This window comes from Nocardia sp. CA-151230, from assembly GCF_050942175.1.
Lineage (GTDB): Bacteria > Actinomycetota > Actinomycetes > Mycobacteriales > Mycobacteriaceae > Nocardia.
On record NZ_CP192061.1, the window covers coordinates 6,643,181 to 6,662,915 of the forward strand.

Here is a 19,735-nt window from a genome sequence, read left to right on the forward strand (position 1 = left end):
CCCGGGAGACTTGGTCTCCCGGGGCCTTCTCGGTGGTCCGGCAGGCTAGCCCGCCATGGTCTCCGGAATGCGGTCGGCGTCCGGGCGGCTGCCCGACGGCGCGCCCTTCTTCAGGCTCGCGGCGTACACGTCGACGTACTCCTGATCGCCCATCCGCATGAGCTCGTACATGATCTCGTCGGTGACGGCGCGCTCGACGAAGCGGTTGCCGCCCATGCCCTCGTAGCGCGAGAAGTCGATCGGCTCACCGAATTTCACGGTGACCTTGCGCGGTCGCCAGCGGAACGGACCGGGCGGGCACACCTCGTCGGTACCGATCAGGGCAACCGGGATCACCGGTACTCCGGTCTCCAGGGCGAGGCGTGCCACACCGGTCTTGCCTTTGTAGAGGCGGCCGTCCGGGGAGCGGGTGCCTTCGGGGTACAGGCCCACCAGGCGACCCTCGTCCAGCAGCTTGCGCGCGGTATTGAGGGCGCTCTCGGCGGCGTCCGCACCGGAGCGGTCGATCGGGTACTGACCGGCACCGGAGAAGAACCATTTCTGCAACCGGCCCTTGAGACCGGGCGTGGTGAAGTATTCGGCCTTGGCCAGATAGGTGATCCGGCGCGGGCTCATCAACGGGGTGAAGAGCCAATCGGTGAACGACAAGTGATTGCCGGCCAGAATCGCTGCGCCCTTGGCGGGAATGTTCTCGACGCCCTCAACCTGGGGTCGGTTGACGAGATGCATCCATGGACCCGGGAACACATACTTCAGCAGCCAGTAGAACATCGCGTCCTTTCCCCTGTTTTCGATACCCGGGACCGGCCTCGTTGCGGGCACCACCACTCGCTTGCCTACCCTACCGCTGAGTCCGCACGGTAACCAACCGGCAGTGGCGCGATTCTCCAATCACGGGACTTTGGTCCCACGCAGCGGAATCCGCGCTCCGATGAGCAGCGCGGTCAGCGGCGCGCCGACATCGCGTCCGAGGGCGACGGGACCGCCGCGCGGGCCAGTTCGGCCGCGCCGATCATGCCCGCCGCCTCACCGAGTTGAGCGGTGCGGATGCGGGCCAGCCGGCGGTGCCGGGCACCTGTGATGGAGGTCGCGTAGTGCTCGCGGGCATCATCGAGGAACAGTGGGGCCGAACTACTCACGCCGCCCGCCACCACGATCAGGTCCGGGTCGAAGATATCGCTCACGAAGGCCAGGCCCAGGCCGAGCCAGCGCGCGAAATCGGCCATCACGTCGAGGGCTACCAGATCGCCGTCCTGCGCCGCACCCGCCACCCGGCGACCGGTCAGCGAGCCCGGATCGCGCCCGGACTCCCGGGCCAGCACCGTGGAGCGCTGCGGATCGGTGGCCAGCAGCTCGATCGCGGTGTCCACCAGAGCCGTTCCGCTGCAATACCTTTCCCAGCAGCCGCGCTTGCCGCACGCGCAGGCGCGGCCGCTGGGCACCACCTGCAGATGCCCGAGTTCCGGTGCGACACCGAAGCTTCCGCGATACAGCTGGCCGTTGATGAGCAGCGCCGCGCCGATGCCGGTGCCGATGGCCACCAGTACCACATTGCGGCCGCCCGCCGCCGCACCGAAGCGATACTCCGCCCACAGCGCGGCATTCGCGTCGTGCTCGAGGATCACCGGCAGGCCGAGACGGTCGGTGAGCCGCTGCGCGACCGGGGCGTCCTCCCACGGCAGATGCGGGGCGAAACGCACGGTGGCGCGGTCCTCGTCGACGAAACCCGCCACCGCGAGACCGACCGCGCCGATGGCATGGCGAGAGCACAGGTCACGCACCGCCCGGGCCAGACCGTCCTCGAGGGCGCGGGCGGAATGCGGGGTCGGCGCGGCCACGGTGTCGAGCACCTCGCCCGCACCGTCCACCACCGACGCCCGAATATTCGTGCCGCCCACATCGATACCCACGGTCAACGGCACGTCCTCACCGCCCGTCATGCCTTGATCGTCACGTCGATGGGCACGTACCCGGCACGCTTGGACCGCCTGCCGCCACCGGGCTGCGCACCGCCGCGACCGGCGGCTGGGCCCGAATCGCGGGCGGGTGCGTGCTGTCCCGTGGATCCGGCGGGACCGGGCTCGGCGTCGGGATGTGCGACCCGCGGGCCGAAGGGACGGTCGGGGGCGGGCTGATCACCCGCCACTCGTCCGCCGGCGGAGTCCGTGCGGAAATCGTTGTGCGGCACCGCGTCCGAGTCACCCGGGTCATCACTGCCCGCGGGGCGGCGAGCCGCGCCCGGACCGGGACCGAAGGGGTCGTCCGACGGCTCGGCGGCCGGGTGGGCGTGGGACCGATTCCGGGCCGCCGCACGGCCCTGCGCACCGGCGAGGAAACGCGCGAACACCGCAGCGAGGCCCGCCGCACCGTGCAGGTCGCCGGATTGCCCTCCACCACGGGGGAACTCGCTCCCATCATCCGGGCCGGCATCGCCGCGCGCGTCGGCGAACGGCAGATCACCTGTACCGGAGCCGGATTCGGCGACGTGCGAAAAATGATGCCAGGCTTGATATTCCGGCGATTCCGGATCCAGGTCCGGCGGTATCACAGGATCCACCGGCACACCGGCGAGCGCCTCGCGCAGCACGGTCACGATGGCGGTGCCGTGTTCGGCGATGGCCGCCACCACATCGTGGTGCTCGCCGCGCACGATGGCCGCGGCCGCGCACACCGGACACCAGCTGCAGCTGGACCATTCGGTGCGGCCGTCGGAGGCGGTGCGGCGCAGCACCGGTTCGACGCGCTCGAGGACGGCCTCGGCCAACAGCCGTAGCTCCTCGGCGAATTCGCCGAGATTCTCGTCGGGGTGGCCGGGACGCGGGTGGTGCGTGGTGGTCATTTCGGCCAGACCTGAGGATCGGGCCGGAAACGGATCACCAGGTGGTCGCCGTCGAGCTCGGCGGCCTCGACCGTGCACCGCCGCAATACCGGGGCCAGCCGCAACCGCCGCCGGACCCCGTCCGCTCCCACGATCAAATCGTCCTCCACTCGTCCCAGCCGCAGGGTCGACGAATCGACCACCGGCAGATGCATGCGCATCGCGAACACCGAGTGCACGCCCGCCCCGGACTCGAGCCGCACCACCGGCTCGACGGCAGTACTTGTCTCGGGGCCGGGCAGCACACCGTCCGCATCTGTGCCAAGCATAGGGACCGGACGCCCTCCCACCCAGTTACCACTCGCGTCCACCGCGTAGGACAACGCCGCCAGCGAGCCGATCCCTACCGGTTCGGCTCCCGCATGCGCCACGACCTGCACCGGAACCCCGCGCAACCGCTTGCGCAGCTCCCCCGCCACATCGAGTTGCTCGCCGCGCCGGTTGAAGTACCACTGAACTGCCGGATGCGGCGGCTCGACCGGATGCGGCGCGGGCATCTCCGGCAGCACCTTGTTCACCAGCACCGCATCCAATCGGATACCCAGCAGCGCCGCCGCCGAACGCACCCGCGCCGACTCGGCCACCGCGACCAGTTCCGCGGCGGTCACCAGGCGGGCGCCGGTGCGGGCCTGATCCGCCAGCAGGTCACGGGCTTCCGTCACCGCCTGCACGATCTGCTCGACGGTCACCGCCAGCACCGCCTTGCGGAAGTCCGCGCCGATCGCCTCCATCGTCCTGGCGTGCGCGGGCCACACCCGCTCCAGGTAACCGAGCACGGTCTCCGGCATGGTGACGATGCGCAGCATGTCCGCCGACGGCGGGCAGTCCACCACGATCACATCCCACCGCGCGTCGTTGGCGAACCGCGTGATCTCCAGCATGGCCAGCAGTTCCTGCACCCCCGGCAGCCCGGTCAGCTCCGCGGGATCCAGTGCCCCCAGGTCGAATCCGTGCTCATGCCCCGCCCCGGACGCCATGACCAGCACCTGCCGGAACCGATCCTCCAGCAGCGCAAGCGAATCCACCTCGATGACATCCAGCGCCGGCTCGGCGTCGGGATCGCGGACGTCCGCGAAAGCCGGTGCCGGGCTGTTGAACATGGGGAGGGGCAGGGTGGCGACCGCGGGGGTCGCGCCGTGGCGCAGGCGGTAGCCCAGGGCATCGCCGAGGGAGTGGGCCTGATCGAGGGAGGCCAGCAGGACGCGGCGGCCGTTGCGGGCGTAGGCGAGTGCGGTGGCGCAGGCCAGGGTTGTTTTTCCGACACCGCCCTTGCCGATGAACAGCTCGACGCGGGTGGCGGGGCGCGGCGAGCGTTCGGTACCGCCGGCGGTCAGCCTTCGACCCGTTTCTTGAGTTCCTTGAGGGCGGTGTCGGTGATGACCTTCTCCGCTTTGCGTTTGAACATGCCGATCATGGGGATGTTCAGATCCACGGTCAGTTCGTAGACCACCTGGGTGGTGCCGTCGGGCAGGGCGATCAACTCGTAGGTGCCGTCCTGCGTCTTCTGCAGGTCACCCGAGACCAGGCTCCAGCTCACCGCGCGCCCGTCGGGCCGCCAGGTGTAGGACAGGGTGTAGGTGTCCTTCACGACGCCGGCGTCCAGCACGAAGCGGGCGGTGCGGGCGCGGCCGTCCGGCAACTTGTCCAGCACCTCGACCGAGCGGGCCGCGGAGACCCATTCCGGATACGACTCCAGGTCGGCGATGACCGCCATCACTCGATCCGAGGGGGCGTCGATCACGATCGACCTCTGAGTTCGATCGGCCATGGGCGGCAACGCTTCCTTTCTAGTGAGCGGCCGCGGGAGCGACCCCGGCCTTGCGCCCCGCCTCGAGGCGGGCCTTGATCTCGAAGGACATGGCCTTGCCCGCGACGCGGCGAGTCCGGTTCAGGGCCAGCAGCTCACGTCCGGACATACCGCCGATGCCGCCGCGGGGTTCGGCGTGCATGAAGTAGTGCATGATGACGCCGTCCAGCATGGGCTCCAGCCAGACCTCCATGGTGCCGTCCGCACCACCGCTGACGGTCCAGCGAATTCCCTTGTCGCCCCGGTCTTCCCGGACCTCCAACTGCAGGTCGGGCCACCAGCGGCGCCAGCGGGCACGATCGGCCAGCACCTCGGCCACGGCCGTGCCCGGCGCGGCGACGAATGTCTGGTCGGCAACCTGGATACTGCTCACGGTGCCTATCTTGCCCTACGCTTCGCTCTGCGCGGGTTCGCGGCCCCGAAGTCTCGATTCTTCCCTCCTCCAAGGCGCAGGTCTCTGGAGCCGTTCGCTCCCCGGCTCCAAGGCGGAGGTCTATCGAGCCGCAGTCCAGAATCGAGACGGCCGCGAACCTTTCAGGTATTGCGTCAGCGCGTCCTTGCCTTCGAATGGCTCGGATCCAGCAGGTGCTGTAGTCGCGCGCCCATCAGGTCCCAGCGCCATTGCTGCTGGACCCAGGAGCGGCCGGCCGCGCCCATGCGCGCGGCGGCGTCCCGGTCGGAGAGGATGTCGACGATGGCGTCGGTGAGCTCTTCGGCGGAGCGGCCGTTCACCACCCGCCCGGTCTCACCCTCGCGCACGGTTTCCGGCGCGCCACCGGAATTGCCCGCCACCACCGGCACTCCCGTGGCGGAGGCCTCCAGGAACACGATGCCCAGGCCCTCGACGTCCAGGCCGAAACCACGGGTGCGGCAGGGCATGGCGAACACGTCGGCGATGGTGTGGTGGGCGGCGAGCTCGCCCGACGGGACGCGTCCGGCGAAGACCACGTCATTGCCGAGGCCCATGACCTCCGCGAACTGCCGCAGCTTCTGCTCGTACGGCCCGCCGCCGGCGATGACCAGCACCGCCCCGTCGATCCGCTTGCGAATCTCGAGCATGGCCGTGATCAGCATGTCCTGCCCCTTGCGCGGCACCAGCCGCGACAGGCACAGAATAGTCGGCCGGTCTCCCAGCCCGTAGCGCGCCCGCAGTTCGGCGCGGGCGGCCGGATCCGGCTTGAACACCTCCGAATCCACGGCGGGGGGCAGGTATTCGAGCGCGGCCTGCGCCCCGAACGCGGACGAGAACCGCCGCCGCGTGTATTTGCTGACATAGGTGACGACATCGGTGTGATCGCCGATGACCCGCAGCGCCTGCCGCGCCGCCGGCAGCATCGACCACCCCACCTCGTGCCCGTGCGTGGACGCCACGATCCGCTCCGCGCCCGCCTGGCGCAGCACCGGCGACAGCAGCGCCAGCGGCGCCGCCGCCCCGAACCACACCCGATCGCACTTCTCGTCGCGCATGAGCTTCTTGGCCCGCCGCGCCACCAGCGGCGTCGGCAGCATCAGCGTCGTCGGATGCCGCACCACCTGAAAGGGCTGCTGCGCATCGAACTTCCAGTGACTGTCGCCCCGCCACCGCGGCGCGTACACCACAAGTTCGTCGGCGGGCAGCTGCCGGGCGAGCGCATGCAGATACGACTGAATCCCACCCGGTCGCGGCGGGAAATCATTGGTAACCAGCAGAGTTCGCCCCATGCCTCAAACCTACTGCACCCGGGGCCCGCGCTCCCCCCACCCCGAAACCTCGCACCCCCGGGCCTCCGAGTGCTACGCGCCTTCGGCGGTGCGGGTGGCGAGCCAGGCGCGCCAATCGGTGACGAGGTCCTGGTAGCCGGTGCCGAGGGTGGCGCGCAGGGCGGTGTCGACGGCGGCGCGGTCCTTGGGGCCCGAGGCCAGCCGGCGGTAGAGGGCGACGAGTTTCGGATCGCCGTAGCGGTCGGCGATGAAAGCGCAGGCGGACCAGCCCTGTTCGTAGGCCAGGGAGGCTTGGCCGCTGGTGGGCTCGAACATGGCGTCGGGCGGGAGGTCGGCGGGGAGGTCACCGGCGCGGGCGCGGGTGGTCAGGGTGGGGGCGATCTGGGTGATGGGCTGGCGCAGGTTGCGATGGGCCGAATATTCGGCGAAGCCCTCGAGCGTCCACATCGGGGAGCCGTCGACCGTCACCGCACGCGAGGCCATGTGGGTGAGTTCATGGCGCAGCACCGAGCGCAGGCCGTCGGGTCCCAGGCGGCGTCCGGCGTCGGGTCCGAAAACCACGCGCTGGCCGGTCAGTTGGGCGCCGGGGCGAAAGGGGTCGGCGACGGTCGAGGCCGCGACCTCGGCGGGCACGTCACCAGCTGCGTGGGTGAGGGCGGCGAATTCGGAGACGCTGGACGCCACCACCACGACGGGGGCCTGATTCCAGTCCGAACCCCACAGCGCGGTGACCGCGGCGGTGCTTGCCGCGAGTTCGCCTGCCAGCACATCGATATCGTCGCGCTGCCCGGAATGACCGAGCACGACGCCGATCCGCCCCGACTCGGTGGCCGTGGTCTCGGCGACCACCCTGCCGTAGCCCGCCATGGTCCGTTTCACCAGCGGCACCTGCGGATCGGAGGCGGTGGCCTGGCCCGAGTCCTGCCCTGGCACCACCGCGCGCAGATTGGGCAGCACCGAGTTCGGCAGCATGAGCAGCGCCCCGCAGGCCGCGGTCAGCGCGCTGACCATGACCAGGGTGGCGACGAACTGGAACCGCCGTCGCGCCGCCAGCCAACCGCGCATCTGCCGCAGAGCGCTCATCGCCACCTCGTCGTGATCATGCTCCGCACATCGGGTGCGAGCTCGGCCCCTACGTGGTCACGCAAGCTGCCTCCTCCGGGTCCTGATCACTCGTGCCGGGTCCGCGGGAGCTCAGAACCGGCGCGCCGAATGGAACGGTGTGGAGCTCATCGGCGCGACCTGAACCGGTACGCCGAAAGTCGAAGCGTGCAGCATCAATCCGTTGCCGGCGTAGATGCCCACATGCGAGATGTCAGAGTAGAAGAAGACCACATCGCCGGGCTGGAGGTCCTTCTCATCGACCGGCGTGCCGTAGCTGGACTGCTGCTGACTGGTCCGCGGCACGCTCTTGCCGACCTGATGGAAGGCCCACTGCACCAGGCCGGAGCAGTCGAACTGGTCGGGACCGGTGGCGCCCCAGACATAGGGATCGCCGACGCGTGTGAGTCCCGCGGCCAGCGCGCTGGTGCCGGAACCGGGCACCAGACCCCGGAGCAGGCTGTCGCGATCGAAGCCGGGCGGGAACATGGAGCCCGCGAGCGCGGACTTGTCACCGGCGGAGAGCTGACCCCAGGCGGCGATCACCTGCGCCATGGATCCTTGCAGCGCAGCACGTTTGGATTCCAGGTCCTTACGGACCGCGTCGGCGGCGGCGCTGGCGGCGCGCGCGGTGTCGGCGGCGGAGCGGGCGGCGGCCTCGGCGACCGAGGCCGCGTCGGTGGCCTTCTCGTACTGGCCCAGTTGGTCATTCGTACGCGCGCCCACGAAGTCCACGATGGACATCTGGTCGAGCAGTTGCTGCGGCGAATTGCTGACCAGTAGCGAAGTCAGCCGGTTGGTGCGGCTGCCGAGCAGCGCCGAGGTCGCGGCCCGATCGATGACCGGTTGGTAGCGACGGATTTCCGCCTTGGCCGCGTCCAGGGTGGCGGCCGCGTCGGCGGCCCGCTGGTCGGCGACGCCGGCGGCGGCGGCCTTGGTGTCCAGATCGGACTGCGCGTCGAGCGCCTGCTGATTGAGCTGTTCGGATTGCCGCGACAGATCGATGAGCCGCTGCACTGCTTCCCCAGCAGATGCCGGTGCGGAGACCGGATCGGCTGTCGCGGATCCGAGGCCCAGGGTGCCGTAGGTGCCGACCATGAGTGCGCCTACCGTGAGGGCTTCACCCACCAGTCGCCTGGTTCGCTGACTGTGTGTCCGATGATGTCGCTGCTGCGCTGCCACCGCTGGTGTCGTCCCGTTCTCTTACCCCGAGCCGGTTCAGAAGGTCTCGATAAGATTACGAAACGGCGACCGCTTGTGTCCAGCAGGCCACGGAATCATCACGGTCACCGTCTCTTCCGCAGGTCGGCCGCCTGCGGTCGGCTACGGGGAAGACTCCCCGGTCGAGCAGCGGATCAGATGCGACGCGCGCCCGCGAACGGCATCGAGGAGACCGGGGCGACCTTCACCGGCTGACCGGAGGTCGACGCGTGCACCACATTGCCGTCGCCGACGTAGATGCCGGAGTGGCTGCCGCCGTAGAACGACACCACGTCGCCGGGCTCCAGATCGTCGAACGACACCGGGCTGCCGGTATTGAGCTGCTCGTAGCTGGTGCGCGGCAGGCTGACTCCGGCCTGCGCGTAGGACCACTGCACCAGACCGGAGCAGTCGAAGGCGTCCGGACCGGCGGCGCCGTACACGTAGGGGTCGCCGACGCGGCTCAGGGCGGCGTTGACCGCGGCCTGACGCGGGCCGCTCTGCGGTCCGGGGGCGGCCGGGCCCCACGGGGTGATGATGCCGGGGATGGCAGGGATGGGCAGCGGCAGGGATTCCGGGAGGCCCGGGATGCCGGCGGGAAGCTGGATCTGGCTGGGCACGTCGATGGTGCCCGCGGGAGTGTTCACCGGCTGGGCCGACGCGGGGGTCGCGGGCAGCAGCAGCGCGCTCAGCGTGGCAGCGCCGACGGCACCGGCAGCAGCGGCACGACGCGCAGTGCGCTGCATGCCCCGGACCTGTCGCTTCACGGTCGTAGTCGCCATGATGAGGTACTTCCAATCTTCCCCGCGACGCCGCACCGGGTGGTGCGTCGGACTCCGCGAGGTCTCAGGAAGATTACGAGTGAATAACGGTGCTTTGTAAAGCCGAGACATTCGGCCCGTTACTCGAAATTGTTACGCGGCACCATTTCGGTGCGATAAGCGTCACAGCAATCACGAAACGATAACAGCGGCCGTTTTCCAGAGGGCGTACCGATAGCTACCGTCGAGTAGCCAGCGCCCATCCGAGGCCCTCCCGACCTCGACAAAATACGCATAACACAAGGTCGGAGCCATGACCGCTGACCTGGGCGACTCCGACACGCCTACGCGACACGCCCGACCGCAGGACAGCGGGGCGGCACACGCCGGAGGCCGGCGCGAACCAACCACTCCACACCCGGGATTGATTCACTTTTTGAATAACTGTGACCCTGGTCACAGTCGTGCATATTTCCGCAATTCGGGGATTTCATCTCGAGAATCTCCACCACATATTCAGGCTTTTCCCCAGGTCGCGCGGAGCAACTCCCCGGGCCCCGCCCGGGTTCCCGGCCCGACCTGCGGAAAGGGCCGGATCACGCGTTCCCGGAGACGGTCACGACCCCCGGATCCGCGGTGCATGCCTTGGCGGGGAAAGGTTGTCGGACCCTGCGCCTAGGCTTGCCGTCCGTGTCCGGACAGCTGGCCTTCGACGAGCTCGAAACCCCGCTCTACGACACGACGTTCGTGGTGGTGGACCTGGAGACGACCGGCACCAGCCCCGAGGGCGACTCGATCACCGAGATCGGGGCGGTGAAGGTGCGCGGCGGCGAGGTGCTCGGCGAGTTCGCGACCCTGGTGAATCCCGGCTGTGCGATTCCGCCGCAGATCGTGCAGATCACCGGGATCACGACCGCCATGGTGGTGGACGCGCCGCGCATCGAGCAGGTGCTGCCCGGGTTTCTGGAGTTCGCGCGCGGTGCGGTGCTGGTCGCCCACAATGCCCGCTTCGATACCGGATTCCTGAAGGCCGCCGCGGCCCGGTGCGAATTGCCCTGGCCCGCTTTCCAAACGCTGTGCACGGTGCAGCTGGCGCGGCGGGTGCTCGGCAAGGACGAGGCGCCCTCGGCCAAGCTCTGGTACCTCGCCCAGCTGCTGGGCGCCGAGACCCGGCCCACGCACCGCGCCCTCGACGACGCCCGCGCCACGGTGGACGTGCTGCACGCGCTCATCGCCCGGGTGGGCAATCAGGGGGTGCAGAGTCTGACCGAGCTGCTCGACTATCTGCCCGAGGTGACACGCCGCCAACGCGCGAAACGTGTGATGGCGGCGGATCTTCCGGCCATGCCGGGGGTGTATCTGTTCCGCGGACCGTCGGACGAAGTCCTCTATATAGGGACGGCGGTGAATCTGCGCCGTCGTGTCCGCACCTACTTCACCGGTTCCGACACCCGCCCGCGCATGCGCGAGATGGTGCAACTGGCCACCCGGGTCGACCATGTCGAGTGCTCGCACGGCCTGGAGGCAGGGGTGCGGGAGCTGCGGCTGCTGCTCGCCCACGCCCCGCCCTACAACCGGCGATCGAAGTTCCCGCAGCGCGCCTGGTGGCTGACGCTGACCGACGAGCCGTTCCCGCGGTTCGCGGTCTCGCGCACCCCGGCCCGGGACGCGCTGGGCCCGTTCACCTCTCGCGCCGACGCTCTGGAGATCGCCGCCACCGTCGCCGAGCAGGCGGGCCTGCGCACCTGCACCACCCGCATCCCGCGCACCGGCCGTCATGATTGCCCGCCGGCGGTGGTCGGCGGTTGCCCCGCGAGCGCCCACAACAGCCCCCTATATATAGAGGAGTACGAACGAGCTCCGGCCGCGGTCCGCGCCCTGTTCGCGGGCGCCGACGACGCCCTGCTGCACGCGATTGCCGAACGACTCGAAAGCCTTTCCACCGCAGAACATTTCGAGGCCGCAGCTCGGCTGCGGGATCGCACCGTGACGGTGATCCGCGCCCTGCGCCGCACCCAGCGCCTGGCCGCTCTGGCGGCCATCCCGGAACTGATAGCTGCCCGCCCCGACGGTGCGGGTGGCTGGGAATTCGCGATCATCCGCCACGCCCGCCTCGCCGCCGCGGGCACCGCCGTGCGCGGTATCTCTCCCATGGCGGTGGTGGACCGCCTGGCGGCCGCCGCCGAAACCGTCATCCCACCCCGCCTCCCCGGCCCGGACGACGACCCCGCCTATCCCCCACTGCGCGGGGCACTTCCGGAGGAGGCGGGCCTGCTGGTCCGCTGGCTCGACCAGCCCGGTACCCGCATCGTCCGCACCACCGACGGCTACGGCGAACCCCGTCTCGGCGCGGGCGCCTGGCTCGACTGGGTCGCCCGCGCCGAAGCCGCCGCCCAGATCACCACCCCGGATCAATCGCCACCGGGCTGATGACCAGCGCGGTGAAAACGCGCGGCTGCGAAGCCGATTCCGGGGTAGGTACGGAGGTGAGTATCCGAACGTGCAGGCGGCGGCAGCGGCGCGCTGCCAGAATGGCTGGATGTATGTGCCAGATGCGGAGCGCTGGAATCACAACATCGAGTACCACCCACTGCTGGCGGCGGCGGTCGCGGGAGCGCGGAATGTGCTGGACGTCGGCTGTGGGGAAGGCATGCTGGCCAGGAGGATTCGACGCGACGGGGCCGCGGTGACCGGCATCGATCCCGATGCGCGGAGTATCGAGCTGGCCCGCGACCAGTCCGGGGCGGACGACATCACCTATCTCCGGGCCGATTTCCTCGAGCATCCCTTCGAACCGGAGTCGTTCGACGGCATGGTGTCCGTCGCGGCCCTGCACCACATGGACACCGTCAAGGCGCTCACCCGGATGCGGGAGCTGTTGCGGCCGGGCGGGACGCTGGCCGTGGTGGGCATGGCGCGCAACGACTTTCCGGCGGATCTACCGTGGGAGGCCGCCGCCCTGCTCACCAGTTTCAAGGATCGGCTGTTCCGGGCCCAGTGGGCGCACCCCTCGCCGGTGGTGTGGCCGCCACCGCACACCTATGCCGAGACACGGCGGACGGCCGCCGAGATCTTGCCGGGCGTGCGCTACCGACGGCACGTATTGTGGCGGTTCTCACTGGTGTGGACCAGGCCGAATCCGGCTGGGCCGCAGGGTTAGCCGCGAGCGGTGCGCGCCCGCACGCTAGCGCGGGATGTCGTGGGTTCGGCCGGGTTGGCCGCCCGGGCGTCGGTAGCCAGGGCCGAAACCGGGCTGGGCAGGTGCGCCGACCATGCGGGCGACGGTCTCGGCGGTGAGTCCGAGGTCGAGGAGTTCGGCAGCGAGCTGCTGCCGGATCTGATCGACCAGGCCGCGAAAGCTGATGTGGTGGTCGGCGAGTCGGCGGTGCAGGCCGCGTTCGGACAGTGCGAGTTCCCGGGCGACCTCGGCGAGTGACGGCGCGGTCGCGGGCGTTCGCAGCAGCACTCGGCGCACCTGCGCTGCCGCGCCGGTATGCCGATGCCGCCGGTCCAATGCCTGCTCGCACTGCTGGATACACAGCGCACCGGTGTGCGCGTCCGGCGGCCGGGCCGGCTGATCGAGCACCTCGGGCGGCACGGTGAACCCGCCTCGGCCGGACTCGAATTCGAGGCCGAGCATCACATCGGTATCCGAGATCAGCGCCGAGACCAGCGTGCAGGCGGCCGTCAGATCGCGGGCCAGCAGGAACGCCCGTACTCCACCGCGTACCTCGCCGTCCCCGGCCGCGACCGCCAGCCCCGCCTCGGTCTCGGTGAACGCCGGCCCGAATCGGACGGAGGTCACCGCGAAGTACCCGGGCAGCAGCCGGATCGCCTCCCGCACGGTCGGACTCGTCATCATGGCGTAGCCCACGATTCCCGCGCCGGGGAGCGCGTACCGCCGCCCGGTCGCGGCCCCCAGTTCGGCCGGGTCTCCCCCGTGCGCGATCAGATTCCGGATGACCCGCAGTTCCTGGCCCGACCGCACCTGCGCGCCCGGTTCTTCCAGGTCGCTGCCGCGCAGCCCCGTCCCGGCCAGACAGGCCGAGGCCGGAATCCCCTGTGCCCGACCGGTCTCCACCGCATAGCGGGTCGCCACCGCGGGCCGGGCGACCGCCCGTCGATCCGGCTGGACAGCCATAGTCCGGAAGCTAACAGGTCCCGGTCACCTTGTCATCCGATCGGCCGAGTCCCGGGAACGGGGAAGGCCCCGAGTCGAATTCGACTCGGGGCCTTCCCGTGTGACGGCGACGATCAGTGATCGTGCTTGCCGGCGGCGGCGTTCTGCGCCTCCTCCAGCACCTCGAGCATCTTGTGCTCTTCCTCGTGGGCGACGGCGACCAGGTCCGCCTGCTCCGACGCGGGGTCGGCACGCAGGAAGGAGCCGGTGCCGGGCTTGCCCGCGGAACCCAGCTTGGCCATCTTCTTGGGCACCGGGGCGCCCTGGTACTCCAGCGGAATCGGGTGGCCGTGCGAGTCGACCGGGCCCAGCGGCTGGTGCACCTCGATGTACTCACCGTGCGGAAGCCGCTTGATGACACCGGTTTCGATACCGTGCTCGAGCACCGCGCGGTCGCTGCGCTGCAGGCCGATGCAGAACCGGTACGCGACGAAGTACGCGATCGGCGGGGCCACCAGCAGGGCGATGCGGAAGAACCAGGTCGTCGCGTTCAGCGAGATGTCGAACTTGAGCGACAGGATGTCGTTCACACACGCCAGCGTCAGCACCAGGTAGAACGCGATGGCCATGGCACCGATGGCGGTGCGGACCGGCACGTCGCGCGGACGCTGCAGCAGGTTGTGGCGGGCGGTGTCGCCGGTGAGGCGCTTCTCGATCCACGGGTAGGCGATCAGCACACCGAACACCGCACCCATGATCAGCGCGACCCAGAACGGCGCCGGGACCGTGTAGCGGCCCAGGTACAGCTCCCACGGCGGCATGAGACGCGCCATGCCGTCGGTCCACATCATGTAGAAGTCCGGCTGCGAACCCGCGGAGACCTGAGACGGGTTGTAGGGACCCAGGTTCCAGATCGGGTTGATCTGGAAGACGCCACCCATGATGGCGACGACGCCCAGGGTGAAGGCGAAGAACGCGCCCTGGTCGGCGGCGAACACCGGGATGATGCGGGCGCCGACGACGTTCTTCTCGGTGCGGCCCGGTCCGGGGAACTGGGTGTGCTTCTGGTACCACACCAGCGCGACGTGCGCGGCGATGAGCGCCAGGATGATGCCCGGCAGCAGCAGCACGTGCGCGATGTACAGACGCGGAATGATGATGGTGCCCGGGAAGTCACCGCCGAAGATCAGCCAGTGCATCCAGGTGCCGATGACCGGGATGCCCATGGTGATACCACCGAAGGCGGCGCGCAGACCGGTGCCGGAGAGCAGGTCGTCCGGGATCGAGTAGCCGAAGAAGCCCTCGAACATGGCCAGGATGAGCAGCAGCGAGCCGATCACCCAGTTGGCCTCACGCGGCTTGCGGAAAGCGCCGGTGAAGAAGATGCGGAACAGGTGGATGATGATCGACGACGCGAACAGCAGCGCCGCCCAGTGGTGCACCTGGCGCACGAACAGACCGCCGCGCACCTCGAACGAGATGTTCAGCGCGGTCTCGTAGGCCCGCGACATGGTGACACCGCGCAGGGGCTGGTAGGCGCCCTGGTAGACGGTCTCCGACATGGACGGGTCGAAGTACAGCGTCAGGTAGATACCCGACAGCAGCAGGATGATGAACGCGTACAGCGCGATCTCACCGAGCAGGAACGACCAGTGGGTCGGGAAGACCTTGTTGATCGATCGCTTGGCGAACGCCGCGAGGCGGTAGCGCTCGTCGATCTCGTTGGCCTGGACGGCCACTTTGCTAGGGCTCATGAACGACGCTCCCAGTAGGCCGGGCCGAGGGGCTCGATGAAGTCGTGCTGGGCGACCAGGTAGCCATCGGCGTTGACGGTGATCGGCAGCTGCGGCAGCGCACGCGCCGCGGGACCGAAGACCGGCTTACCCCACTCGGTCGCGGAGAACTGCGACTGGTGGCAGGGGCACAGGATCCGGTTGGTCTGCTGCTCGAACAGCGAGGTGGGGCAGCCGAGGTGGGTGCAGATCTTCGAGTAGGCGAAGTAGTCGCCGAAGTTGAAGCTCTCCTGGCCCTTGCGCTTGATGGCGTGCTCGGCATCGTGGGTGCGCAAGCGAATCAGCATGACCGCGTTGCGGATGCCGCGCAGCGATTCCAGCGTCTTGTGCTCGTCACCGCGCCAGGATTCCTTCCAGGGGAAGACGGTCTCCATGGCACCGGCGTCCAGATCCTCCGGCTTGACCAGGACGATGTCCTCGGGACGGCCGGTGTCGCGACGCAGATAGATGGTCTCTCCCGGGTAGTCCGGGGTCCAGCCCGAGACCCACAGCGGCGACTTGTCGCGCTTGGCCCACGGGTTCTTGATCATGCCGCCGACGAAGACGAGCAGCGCGCCGACGCCCATGACGCCCACGCCCAGGCCCGCGGTGCGGGTGATGAGCTTGCGGCGGCCCAGGGTCGAGGTCTCGGCGGCGTCCTGCAGCTGCGCGACCAGGGTGCGCCGGTCGACCTCCTTGGACGCGCCGTCGTGGCGGTCCTGGATGGAGATCTCGGCGGGGATGAAGTGCTTGCGGATCAGCACCACCGCGACGCCGACGGCCAGCACGGCGATGCCGAGGGTGAGGCCGTAGAGCGGGGTGGTCAGCGTGTACATGCCGTTGCCGTCCTGGTGACGGCCCTTGTACTCCCAGGGCCAGAACAGGAAGACACCGATCAGCGCGGCACCCGCGAGCGCGGAGATGCCGAACCAGAGCGCCACCCGGCGCTCGGCGCGCTTCTCGGCCCGGGTACCCGGGACCGGCCAGCGCGGGGCGCGGTAGGCGACGTCGACGCCGTCCAGCTCGGTGCCGAGCTTGACCAGCTCGTCCCGCGACATGGCGTCGAGCTGCTCATCGGTGGGTTCGGTGGGGTTGTCCCCCATGCTGTTTCGCTCCTGTTCACTCATGACCGGGAACCGATCCACATCGCGGAGCCGACCAGGACCACGATGCCGACGACCCAGATGGCCAGGCCCTCGGTCGCGGGACCGAAGCCGCCGAGGCCGTAGCCGCCCTCGGACGGGGTCTCCATGCGGTCCTTGATGTAGGCGACGATGTCCTTCTTCTCGTCCGGCGTCAGCTGCCGGTCGGAGAACTTGGGCATGTTCTGCGGGCCGGTCAGCATGGCCAGGTAGATCTGCTGCTCGGTGGCCTCCTCCAGCGGCGGCGCGAACTTGCCGGACGACAGCGCGCCGCCCTTGCCGGTGAAGTTGTGGCAGGAGGCGCAGTTCATGCGGAACAGCTCGCCACCGCGGCCGAGGTCGCGGTCCTCGATGATGGACTCTCGCGCGATCTCGCCGTTGCTGTCGCGCAGCACGGTCGGACCGCCGCCCTGGGACTGGACGTACGCGCCGAGCGCGTCGGTCTGGTGCGCGTCGAACTTCGGGGGCTTGCGCACGATCTGCGCCTCATTGCGGGCAGCGGGCATACGACCGGTCGAAACCTGGAAGTAGACCGCGGCCTCACCGACGCCGATCAGGCTGGGGCCGCGATCCTGGACACCCTGCAGGTTCGCACCGTGGCAGGTGACGCAGGAGGTGTCGTAGATCTGCTTGCCCTCGCGGATCAGCGCGGACTGGTCCTCTTTCGCGGTGGCGACCTGAGCCTGCGGGGTCAGGGCCGACGCCGCGAAGCCGGCTCCGACGAGGCCCATCAGGAGGACCAGACCGCCGGCCAGCTTCCGGCGCATCCGGCGCTGCTTGCGGATCTTGGTGGCCTGGCCGATCCCCTCGGGATCTGGCGCTGACGGGGGAGATGAACTCATCTGTGTCCCTTTGGAGTAGACGGAACCGACTTGTACAAGTTTCTGGGTTGCCGACGCGGGCTGGGCCTCGGCGCGTCCGGTGCTAGCGGACGAAGTAGATCGTGGCGAAGAGGCCGATCCAGACGATGTCGACGAAGTGCCAGTAGTAGGAGACGACGATCGCCGCCGTGGCCTGCGCCGGGGTGAACTTGCTGAGCTTGGTGCGGATCAGCAGGAACACGAACGCGATGAGACCGCCGATGACGTGCAGACCGTGGAAGCCCGTGGTGATGAAGAACACCGAGCCGTACACGCTGCTGGAGATCGAGGTGCCCTCCGAGTACAGGGCGTGGTACTCGGTGGCCTGGCCACCGACGAAGAACGCACCCATCAGGAAGGTCAGCAGGTACCAGCGGCGCAGGCCGAAGACGTCACCCTTCTCCGCCGCGAACACGCCCATCTGGCACGTGAAGGAGGAGGCGATCAGCACCGCGGTCACCGGCACGGCGAGCTTCATGTTCAGCTCGGTCGGCTCCGGCGGCCAGTTTCCGTGCGCCTGCGCGCGAGCAACGAAGTACATGGCGAACAAGCCGGCGAAGAACATCAGCTCGCTCGACAGCCAGATGATGGTACCGACGCTGACCATGTTGGGCCGGTTCAGCGAATGCACACGCTGGGTAATGGCCGATCCTGGGGTCCCTACTGCGGTCGTCACGCCGGTAAGTATGACTTGTCGTAGTACGACAGGCGTAGGCGGGTACGAAACTTTGTCGTACGTGTCGGAAAGCCCAGCGCGAGCGCTCGTCTCGTAGGGCTCTCGGCGTGTCCGGATGAGCCTAGATTGCGCAGGTAAGAGGAAGCTGAGCCCTGTGGAGAGGGATGTATGAGCGTGAAATCGTGGTGGCGGCGGATAGCCGGACGCGGCGGGACAACGGAACTGGATCCGGCCCGGCCGGATCTGGTGGTGGTGGCCTCGAGTTTCGATGACGCCGAAGCCTGTTCGGCGGCCCTGGGCAAGGCTCTGCAGTGGACATCGGGCGATCCAGTAGTCCTTCGGCACCACCTCCGGGTTCCCGCCGACCGGGTCGGTGAGGTGCAAGTCATCGCCGCGCAGATCGGCTATGACACGGCCTCGGTGGATGCGGCAGACCCCGCGAACCTGGTGTTGCAGCGCGTGCAGGTGCTCGACGCCCTGCACTGCTCCCAGGAGCGTTCCCGCATGACGGGAATCGCCCATCGCTACGACGGCCATGTCCTCGGCTGGGACGCCTTGCAGCCCGCCGCCGGTCCTGGCGGAAAGAACTAGCCCCGCACACTAGGCTTGCCCCAACAACACTGGTGTCCGGCGTGGACCGGCAACGGGGAAGAGAAGGCAATGAGCACGCGTAGCTGGAGAGAAATTCTCGGCATCCTCACCGACGGCAACGATCTGTCCTCGGATGAGGCCGCGTGGGCGATGAACGAGATCTTCTCCGACAACGCCACCTCCGCGCAGATCGCGGCCTTCGGCGTGGCCCTGAAGATGAAGGGCCCGACCCCGACCGAACTGAGCGGCCTGGCCACCGGCATGCTCTCGCACGCGAAGCGGGTGCCGTTCGAGGGCGCGGCGGTGGATATCGTCGGCACCGGCGGCGACCGCTCGGGCAGCGTGAACATCTCCACCATGTCCTCGATCGTGGTGGCGGCCAGCGGGATTCCGGTGATCAAGCACGGCAACCGGGCGGCGTCGTCCAAGAGCGGCGGCGCGGACGTGCTGGAGGCGCTGGGCGTGAAGATCGCACTCGGACCGGAATCGGTGGCCGAGTGCGTGCGGCAGACCGGCATCGGGTTCTGTTTCGCGCCGGTGTTCCATCCCTCGCTGCGGTTCGCGAGTCAGGCGCGCGGTGAGATCGGGATTCCGACGGTCTTCAATATCCTGGGCCCGCTGACCAATCCGGCCCAGCCCAGCGCGGGTCTGATCGGCTGTGCTTTCCCGGATCTGGTGCCGGTCATCGCGGGCGTGTTCGCCGAACGCGGCGCCTCGGCGCTCGTGGTCCGCGGCAATGACGGCCTCGACGAGATCACCACAGCCGACACCACCGATGTGTGGGTGGTCGCGGGCGGCCGGTTGCACGAAACCACCATCGACCCAACGAAACTGGGCATCGAGCGGGTGGATCCTTCGGCGCTGCGCGGCGGCGACGCGACGATGAACGCGGCGATCGCGCGCACGATGTTCGACGGCGACCCGGGCCCGGTGCGGGATGCCGTGCTGCTGAATTCGGCGGCGGCGCTGGTGGCGTTCGAACTGTCCGCCGCGGAGGTGGGCGACGATCTGCACACCAAGCTGGCCGCGGCGTTGAAGCGGGTGGCCGAGACCGTGGATTCGGGTGCGGCCTCGGCCCTGCTGGATCGCTGGGTCACCGTCTCCAACGAGCTCGGCGCGAACTGAC

Annotated in this window: 19 protein-coding genes; 4 read left to right on the top strand and 15 right to left on the bottom strand. The window is 69.1% G+C overall.

Features of this window, described 5'->3' with window-relative positions; genetic code table 11:
* Positions 1–45 precede the first annotated feature (45 nt).
* The 10 genes from ACQP1O_RS31315 to ACQP1O_RS31360 form a co-directional block, all read right to left on the bottom strand.
* Positions 46–771: a lysophospholipid acyltransferase family protein gene (locus ACQP1O_RS31315; protein ID WP_433561990.1), complete on the bottom strand. Its 726-nt coding sequence runs from the start codon at positions 769–771 to the stop codon at positions 46–48.
* Between the two features lie 173 nt (positions 772–944).
* Entirely contained in the window at positions 945–1,940 is a 996-nt protein-coding gene (locus ACQP1O_RS31320; protein ID WP_433561991.1) for an ROK family glucokinase, read from the bottom strand.
* Positions 1,937–2,839 (bottom strand): hypothetical protein, encoded by a 903-nt coding sequence (locus ACQP1O_RS31325; RefSeq protein WP_433561992.1) that lies wholly within the window; start codon positions 2,837–2,839, stop codon positions 1,937–1,939. The genes ACQP1O_RS31320 and ACQP1O_RS31325 overlap by 4 nt, the downstream gene beginning before the upstream one ends.
* Positions 2,836–4,161 (bottom strand): ArsA family ATPase, encoded by a 1,326-nt coding sequence (locus tag ACQP1O_RS31330; RefSeq protein ID WP_433567860.1) that lies wholly within the window; start codon positions 4,159–4,161, stop codon positions 2,836–2,838. Before ACQP1O_RS31330 ends, ACQP1O_RS31325 begins: the two co-directional genes overlap by 4 nt.
* 47 nt (positions 4,162–4,208) lie before the next feature.
* Positions 4,209–4,646, bottom strand: coding sequence for an SRPBCC family protein (locus tag ACQP1O_RS31335; RefSeq protein ID WP_433561993.1), 438 nt, complete (start codon positions 4,644–4,646; stop codon positions 4,209–4,211).
* 19 nt (positions 4,647–4,665) lie between these two features.
* Positions 4,666–5,058, bottom strand: a complete 393-nt coding sequence (locus ACQP1O_RS31340) for a polyketide cyclase / dehydrase and lipid transport (RefSeq protein ID WP_364616259.1) — start codon at positions 5,056–5,058, stop codon at positions 4,666–4,668.
* A gap of 173 nt (positions 5,059–5,231) precedes the next feature.
* Positions 5,232–6,386: a glycosyltransferase family 4 protein gene (locus tag ACQP1O_RS31345; protein WP_433561994.1), complete on the bottom strand. Its 1,155-nt coding sequence runs from the start codon at positions 6,384–6,386 to the stop codon at positions 5,232–5,234.
* Positions 6,387–6,458: 72 nt separating this feature from the next.
* A complete protein-coding gene (locus ACQP1O_RS31350) occupies positions 6,459–7,469 on the bottom strand; it encodes a peptidase MA family metallohydrolase (protein WP_433561995.1) in 1,011 nt (336 codons plus the stop codon).
* Between the two features lie 111 nt (positions 7,470–7,580).
* Entirely contained in the window at positions 7,581–8,615 is a 1,035-nt protein-coding gene (locus tag ACQP1O_RS31355; RefSeq protein WP_433561996.1) for an NlpC/P60 family protein, read from the bottom strand.
* Positions 8,616–8,842: 227 nt separating this feature from the next.
* Positions 8,843–9,469, bottom strand: a complete 627-nt coding sequence (locus ACQP1O_RS31360; RefSeq protein ID WP_433561997.1) for a C40 family peptidase — start codon at positions 9,467–9,469, stop codon at positions 8,843–8,845.
* Between the two features lie 669 nt (positions 9,470–10,138).
* Between ACQP1O_RS31360 and ACQP1O_RS31365 the strand changes: the two genes are divergently transcribed.
* Together ACQP1O_RS31365 and ACQP1O_RS31370 are read left to right on the top strand one after the other, a co-directional pair.
* Positions 10,139–11,878, top strand: coding sequence for a DEDD exonuclease domain-containing protein (locus ACQP1O_RS31365; protein WP_433561998.1), 1,740 nt, complete (start codon positions 10,139–10,141; stop codon positions 11,876–11,878).
* A gap of 109 nt (positions 11,879–11,987) precedes the next feature.
* Positions 11,988–12,608, top strand: a complete 621-nt coding sequence (locus ACQP1O_RS31370) for a class I SAM-dependent methyltransferase (RefSeq protein WP_433561999.1) — start codon at positions 11,988–11,990, stop codon at positions 12,606–12,608.
* Positions 12,609–12,632: 24 nt separating this feature from the next.
* Here the strand turns inward: ACQP1O_RS31370 and ACQP1O_RS31375 are convergent, their stop codons facing one another.
* From ACQP1O_RS31375 to ctaE, 5 genes are all read right to left on the bottom strand, one after another.
* The gene (locus ACQP1O_RS31375) at positions 12,633–13,589 is read right to left on the bottom strand and encodes an AraC family transcriptional regulator ligand-binding domain-containing protein (RefSeq protein ID WP_433562000.1); all 957 of its coding nucleotides are present in this window, start codon (positions 13,587–13,589) and stop codon (positions 12,633–12,635) included.
* Positions 13,590–13,702: 113 nt separating this feature from the next.
* Complete coding sequence (gene qcrB / locus ACQP1O_RS31380) at positions 13,703–15,322, bottom strand: cytochrome bc1 complex cytochrome b subunit (protein ID WP_433562001.1); 1,620 nt, start codon at positions 15,320–15,322, stop codon at positions 13,703–13,705.
* Entirely contained in the window at positions 15,319–16,467 is a 1,149-nt protein-coding gene (qcrA, locus tag ACQP1O_RS31385; protein WP_364616283.1) for a cytochrome bc1 complex Rieske iron-sulfur subunit, read from the bottom strand. The genes qcrB and qcrA overlap by 4 nt, the downstream gene beginning before the upstream one ends.
* Complete coding sequence (gene qcrC / locus ACQP1O_RS31390; RefSeq protein WP_433562002.1) at positions 16,464–17,324, bottom strand: cytochrome bc1 complex diheme cytochrome c subunit; 861 nt, start codon at positions 17,322–17,324, stop codon at positions 16,464–16,466. Before qcrC ends, qcrA begins: the two co-directional genes overlap by 4 nt.
* Before the next feature lie 82 nt (positions 17,325–17,406).
* Complete coding sequence (ctaE, locus tag ACQP1O_RS31395; RefSeq protein ID WP_083868641.1) at positions 17,407–18,018, bottom strand: aa3-type cytochrome oxidase subunit III; 612 nt, start codon at positions 18,016–18,018, stop codon at positions 17,407–17,409.
* A 168-nt stretch (positions 18,019–18,186) separates the two neighbouring features.
* On the opposite strand from ctaE, the gene ACQP1O_RS31400 reads away from it, so the two are divergent.
* Both ACQP1O_RS31400 and trpD read left to right on the top strand, forming a co-directional pair.
* Positions 18,187–18,609: a hypothetical protein gene (locus tag ACQP1O_RS31400; RefSeq protein ID WP_433562003.1), complete on the top strand. Its 423-nt coding sequence runs from the start codon at positions 18,187–18,189 to the stop codon at positions 18,607–18,609.
* Positions 18,610–18,678: 69 nt separating this feature from the next.
* Complete coding sequence (gene trpD, locus ACQP1O_RS31405) at positions 18,679–19,734, top strand: anthranilate phosphoribosyltransferase (RefSeq protein WP_433562004.1); 1,056 nt, start codon at positions 18,679–18,681, stop codon at positions 19,732–19,734.
* Position 19,735: the final 1 nt, after the last annotated feature.

Bases quoted from the DNA above. Each gene is read 5' to 3' on its own strand.
- qcrC (WP_433562002.1), bottom strand. From the start codon at position 17,324: ATGAGTTCATCTCCCCCGTCAGCGCCAGATCCCGAGGGGATCGGCCAG.
- qcrA (WP_364616283.1), bottom strand. From the start codon at position 16,467: ATGAGTGAACAGGAGCGAAACAGCATGGGGGACAACCCCACCGAACCC.
- ACQP1O_RS31360 (WP_433561997.1), bottom strand. From the start codon at position 9,469: ATGGCGACTACGACCGTGAAGCGACAGGTCCGGGGCATGCAGCGCACT.
- ACQP1O_RS31345 (WP_433561994.1), bottom strand. From the start codon at position 6,386: ATGGGGCGAACTCTGCTGGTTACCAATGATTTCCCGCCGCGACCGGGT.
- ACQP1O_RS31315 (WP_433561990.1), bottom strand. From the start codon at position 771: ATGTTCTACTGGCTGCTGAAGTATGTGTTCCCGGGTCCATGGATGCAT.
- ACQP1O_RS31350 (WP_433561995.1), bottom strand. From the start codon at position 7,469: ATGAGCGCTCTGCGGCAGATGCGCGGTTGGCTGGCGGCGCGACGGCGG.
- ACQP1O_RS31335 (WP_433561993.1), bottom strand. From the start codon at position 4,646: ATGGCCGATCGAACTCAGAGGTCGATCGTGATCGACGCCCCCTCGGAT.
- ACQP1O_RS31370 (WP_433561999.1), top strand. From the start codon at position 11,988: ATGTATGTGCCAGATGCGGAGCGCTGGAATCACAACATCGAGTACCAC.
- ACQP1O_RS31320 (WP_433561991.1), bottom strand. From the start codon at position 1,940: ATGACGGGCGGTGAGGACGTGCCGTTGACCGTGGGTATCGATGTGGGC.
- ACQP1O_RS31325 (WP_433561992.1), bottom strand. From the start codon at position 2,839: ATGACCACCACGCACCACCCGCGTCCCGGCCACCCCGACGAGAATCTC.
- trpD (WP_433562004.1), top strand. From the start codon at position 18,679: ATGAGCACGCGTAGCTGGAGAGAAATTCTCGGCATCCTCACCGACGGC.
- ACQP1O_RS31400 (WP_433562003.1), top strand. From the start codon at position 18,187: ATGAGCGTGAAATCGTGGTGGCGGCGGATAGCCGGACGCGGCGGGACA.
- ACQP1O_RS31375 (WP_433562000.1), bottom strand. From the start codon at position 13,589: ATGGCTGTCCAGCCGGATCGACGGGCGGTCGCCCGGCCCGCGGTGGCG.
- qcrB (WP_433562001.1), bottom strand. From the start codon at position 15,322: ATGAGCCCTAGCAAAGTGGCCGTCCAGGCCAACGAGATCGACGAGCGC.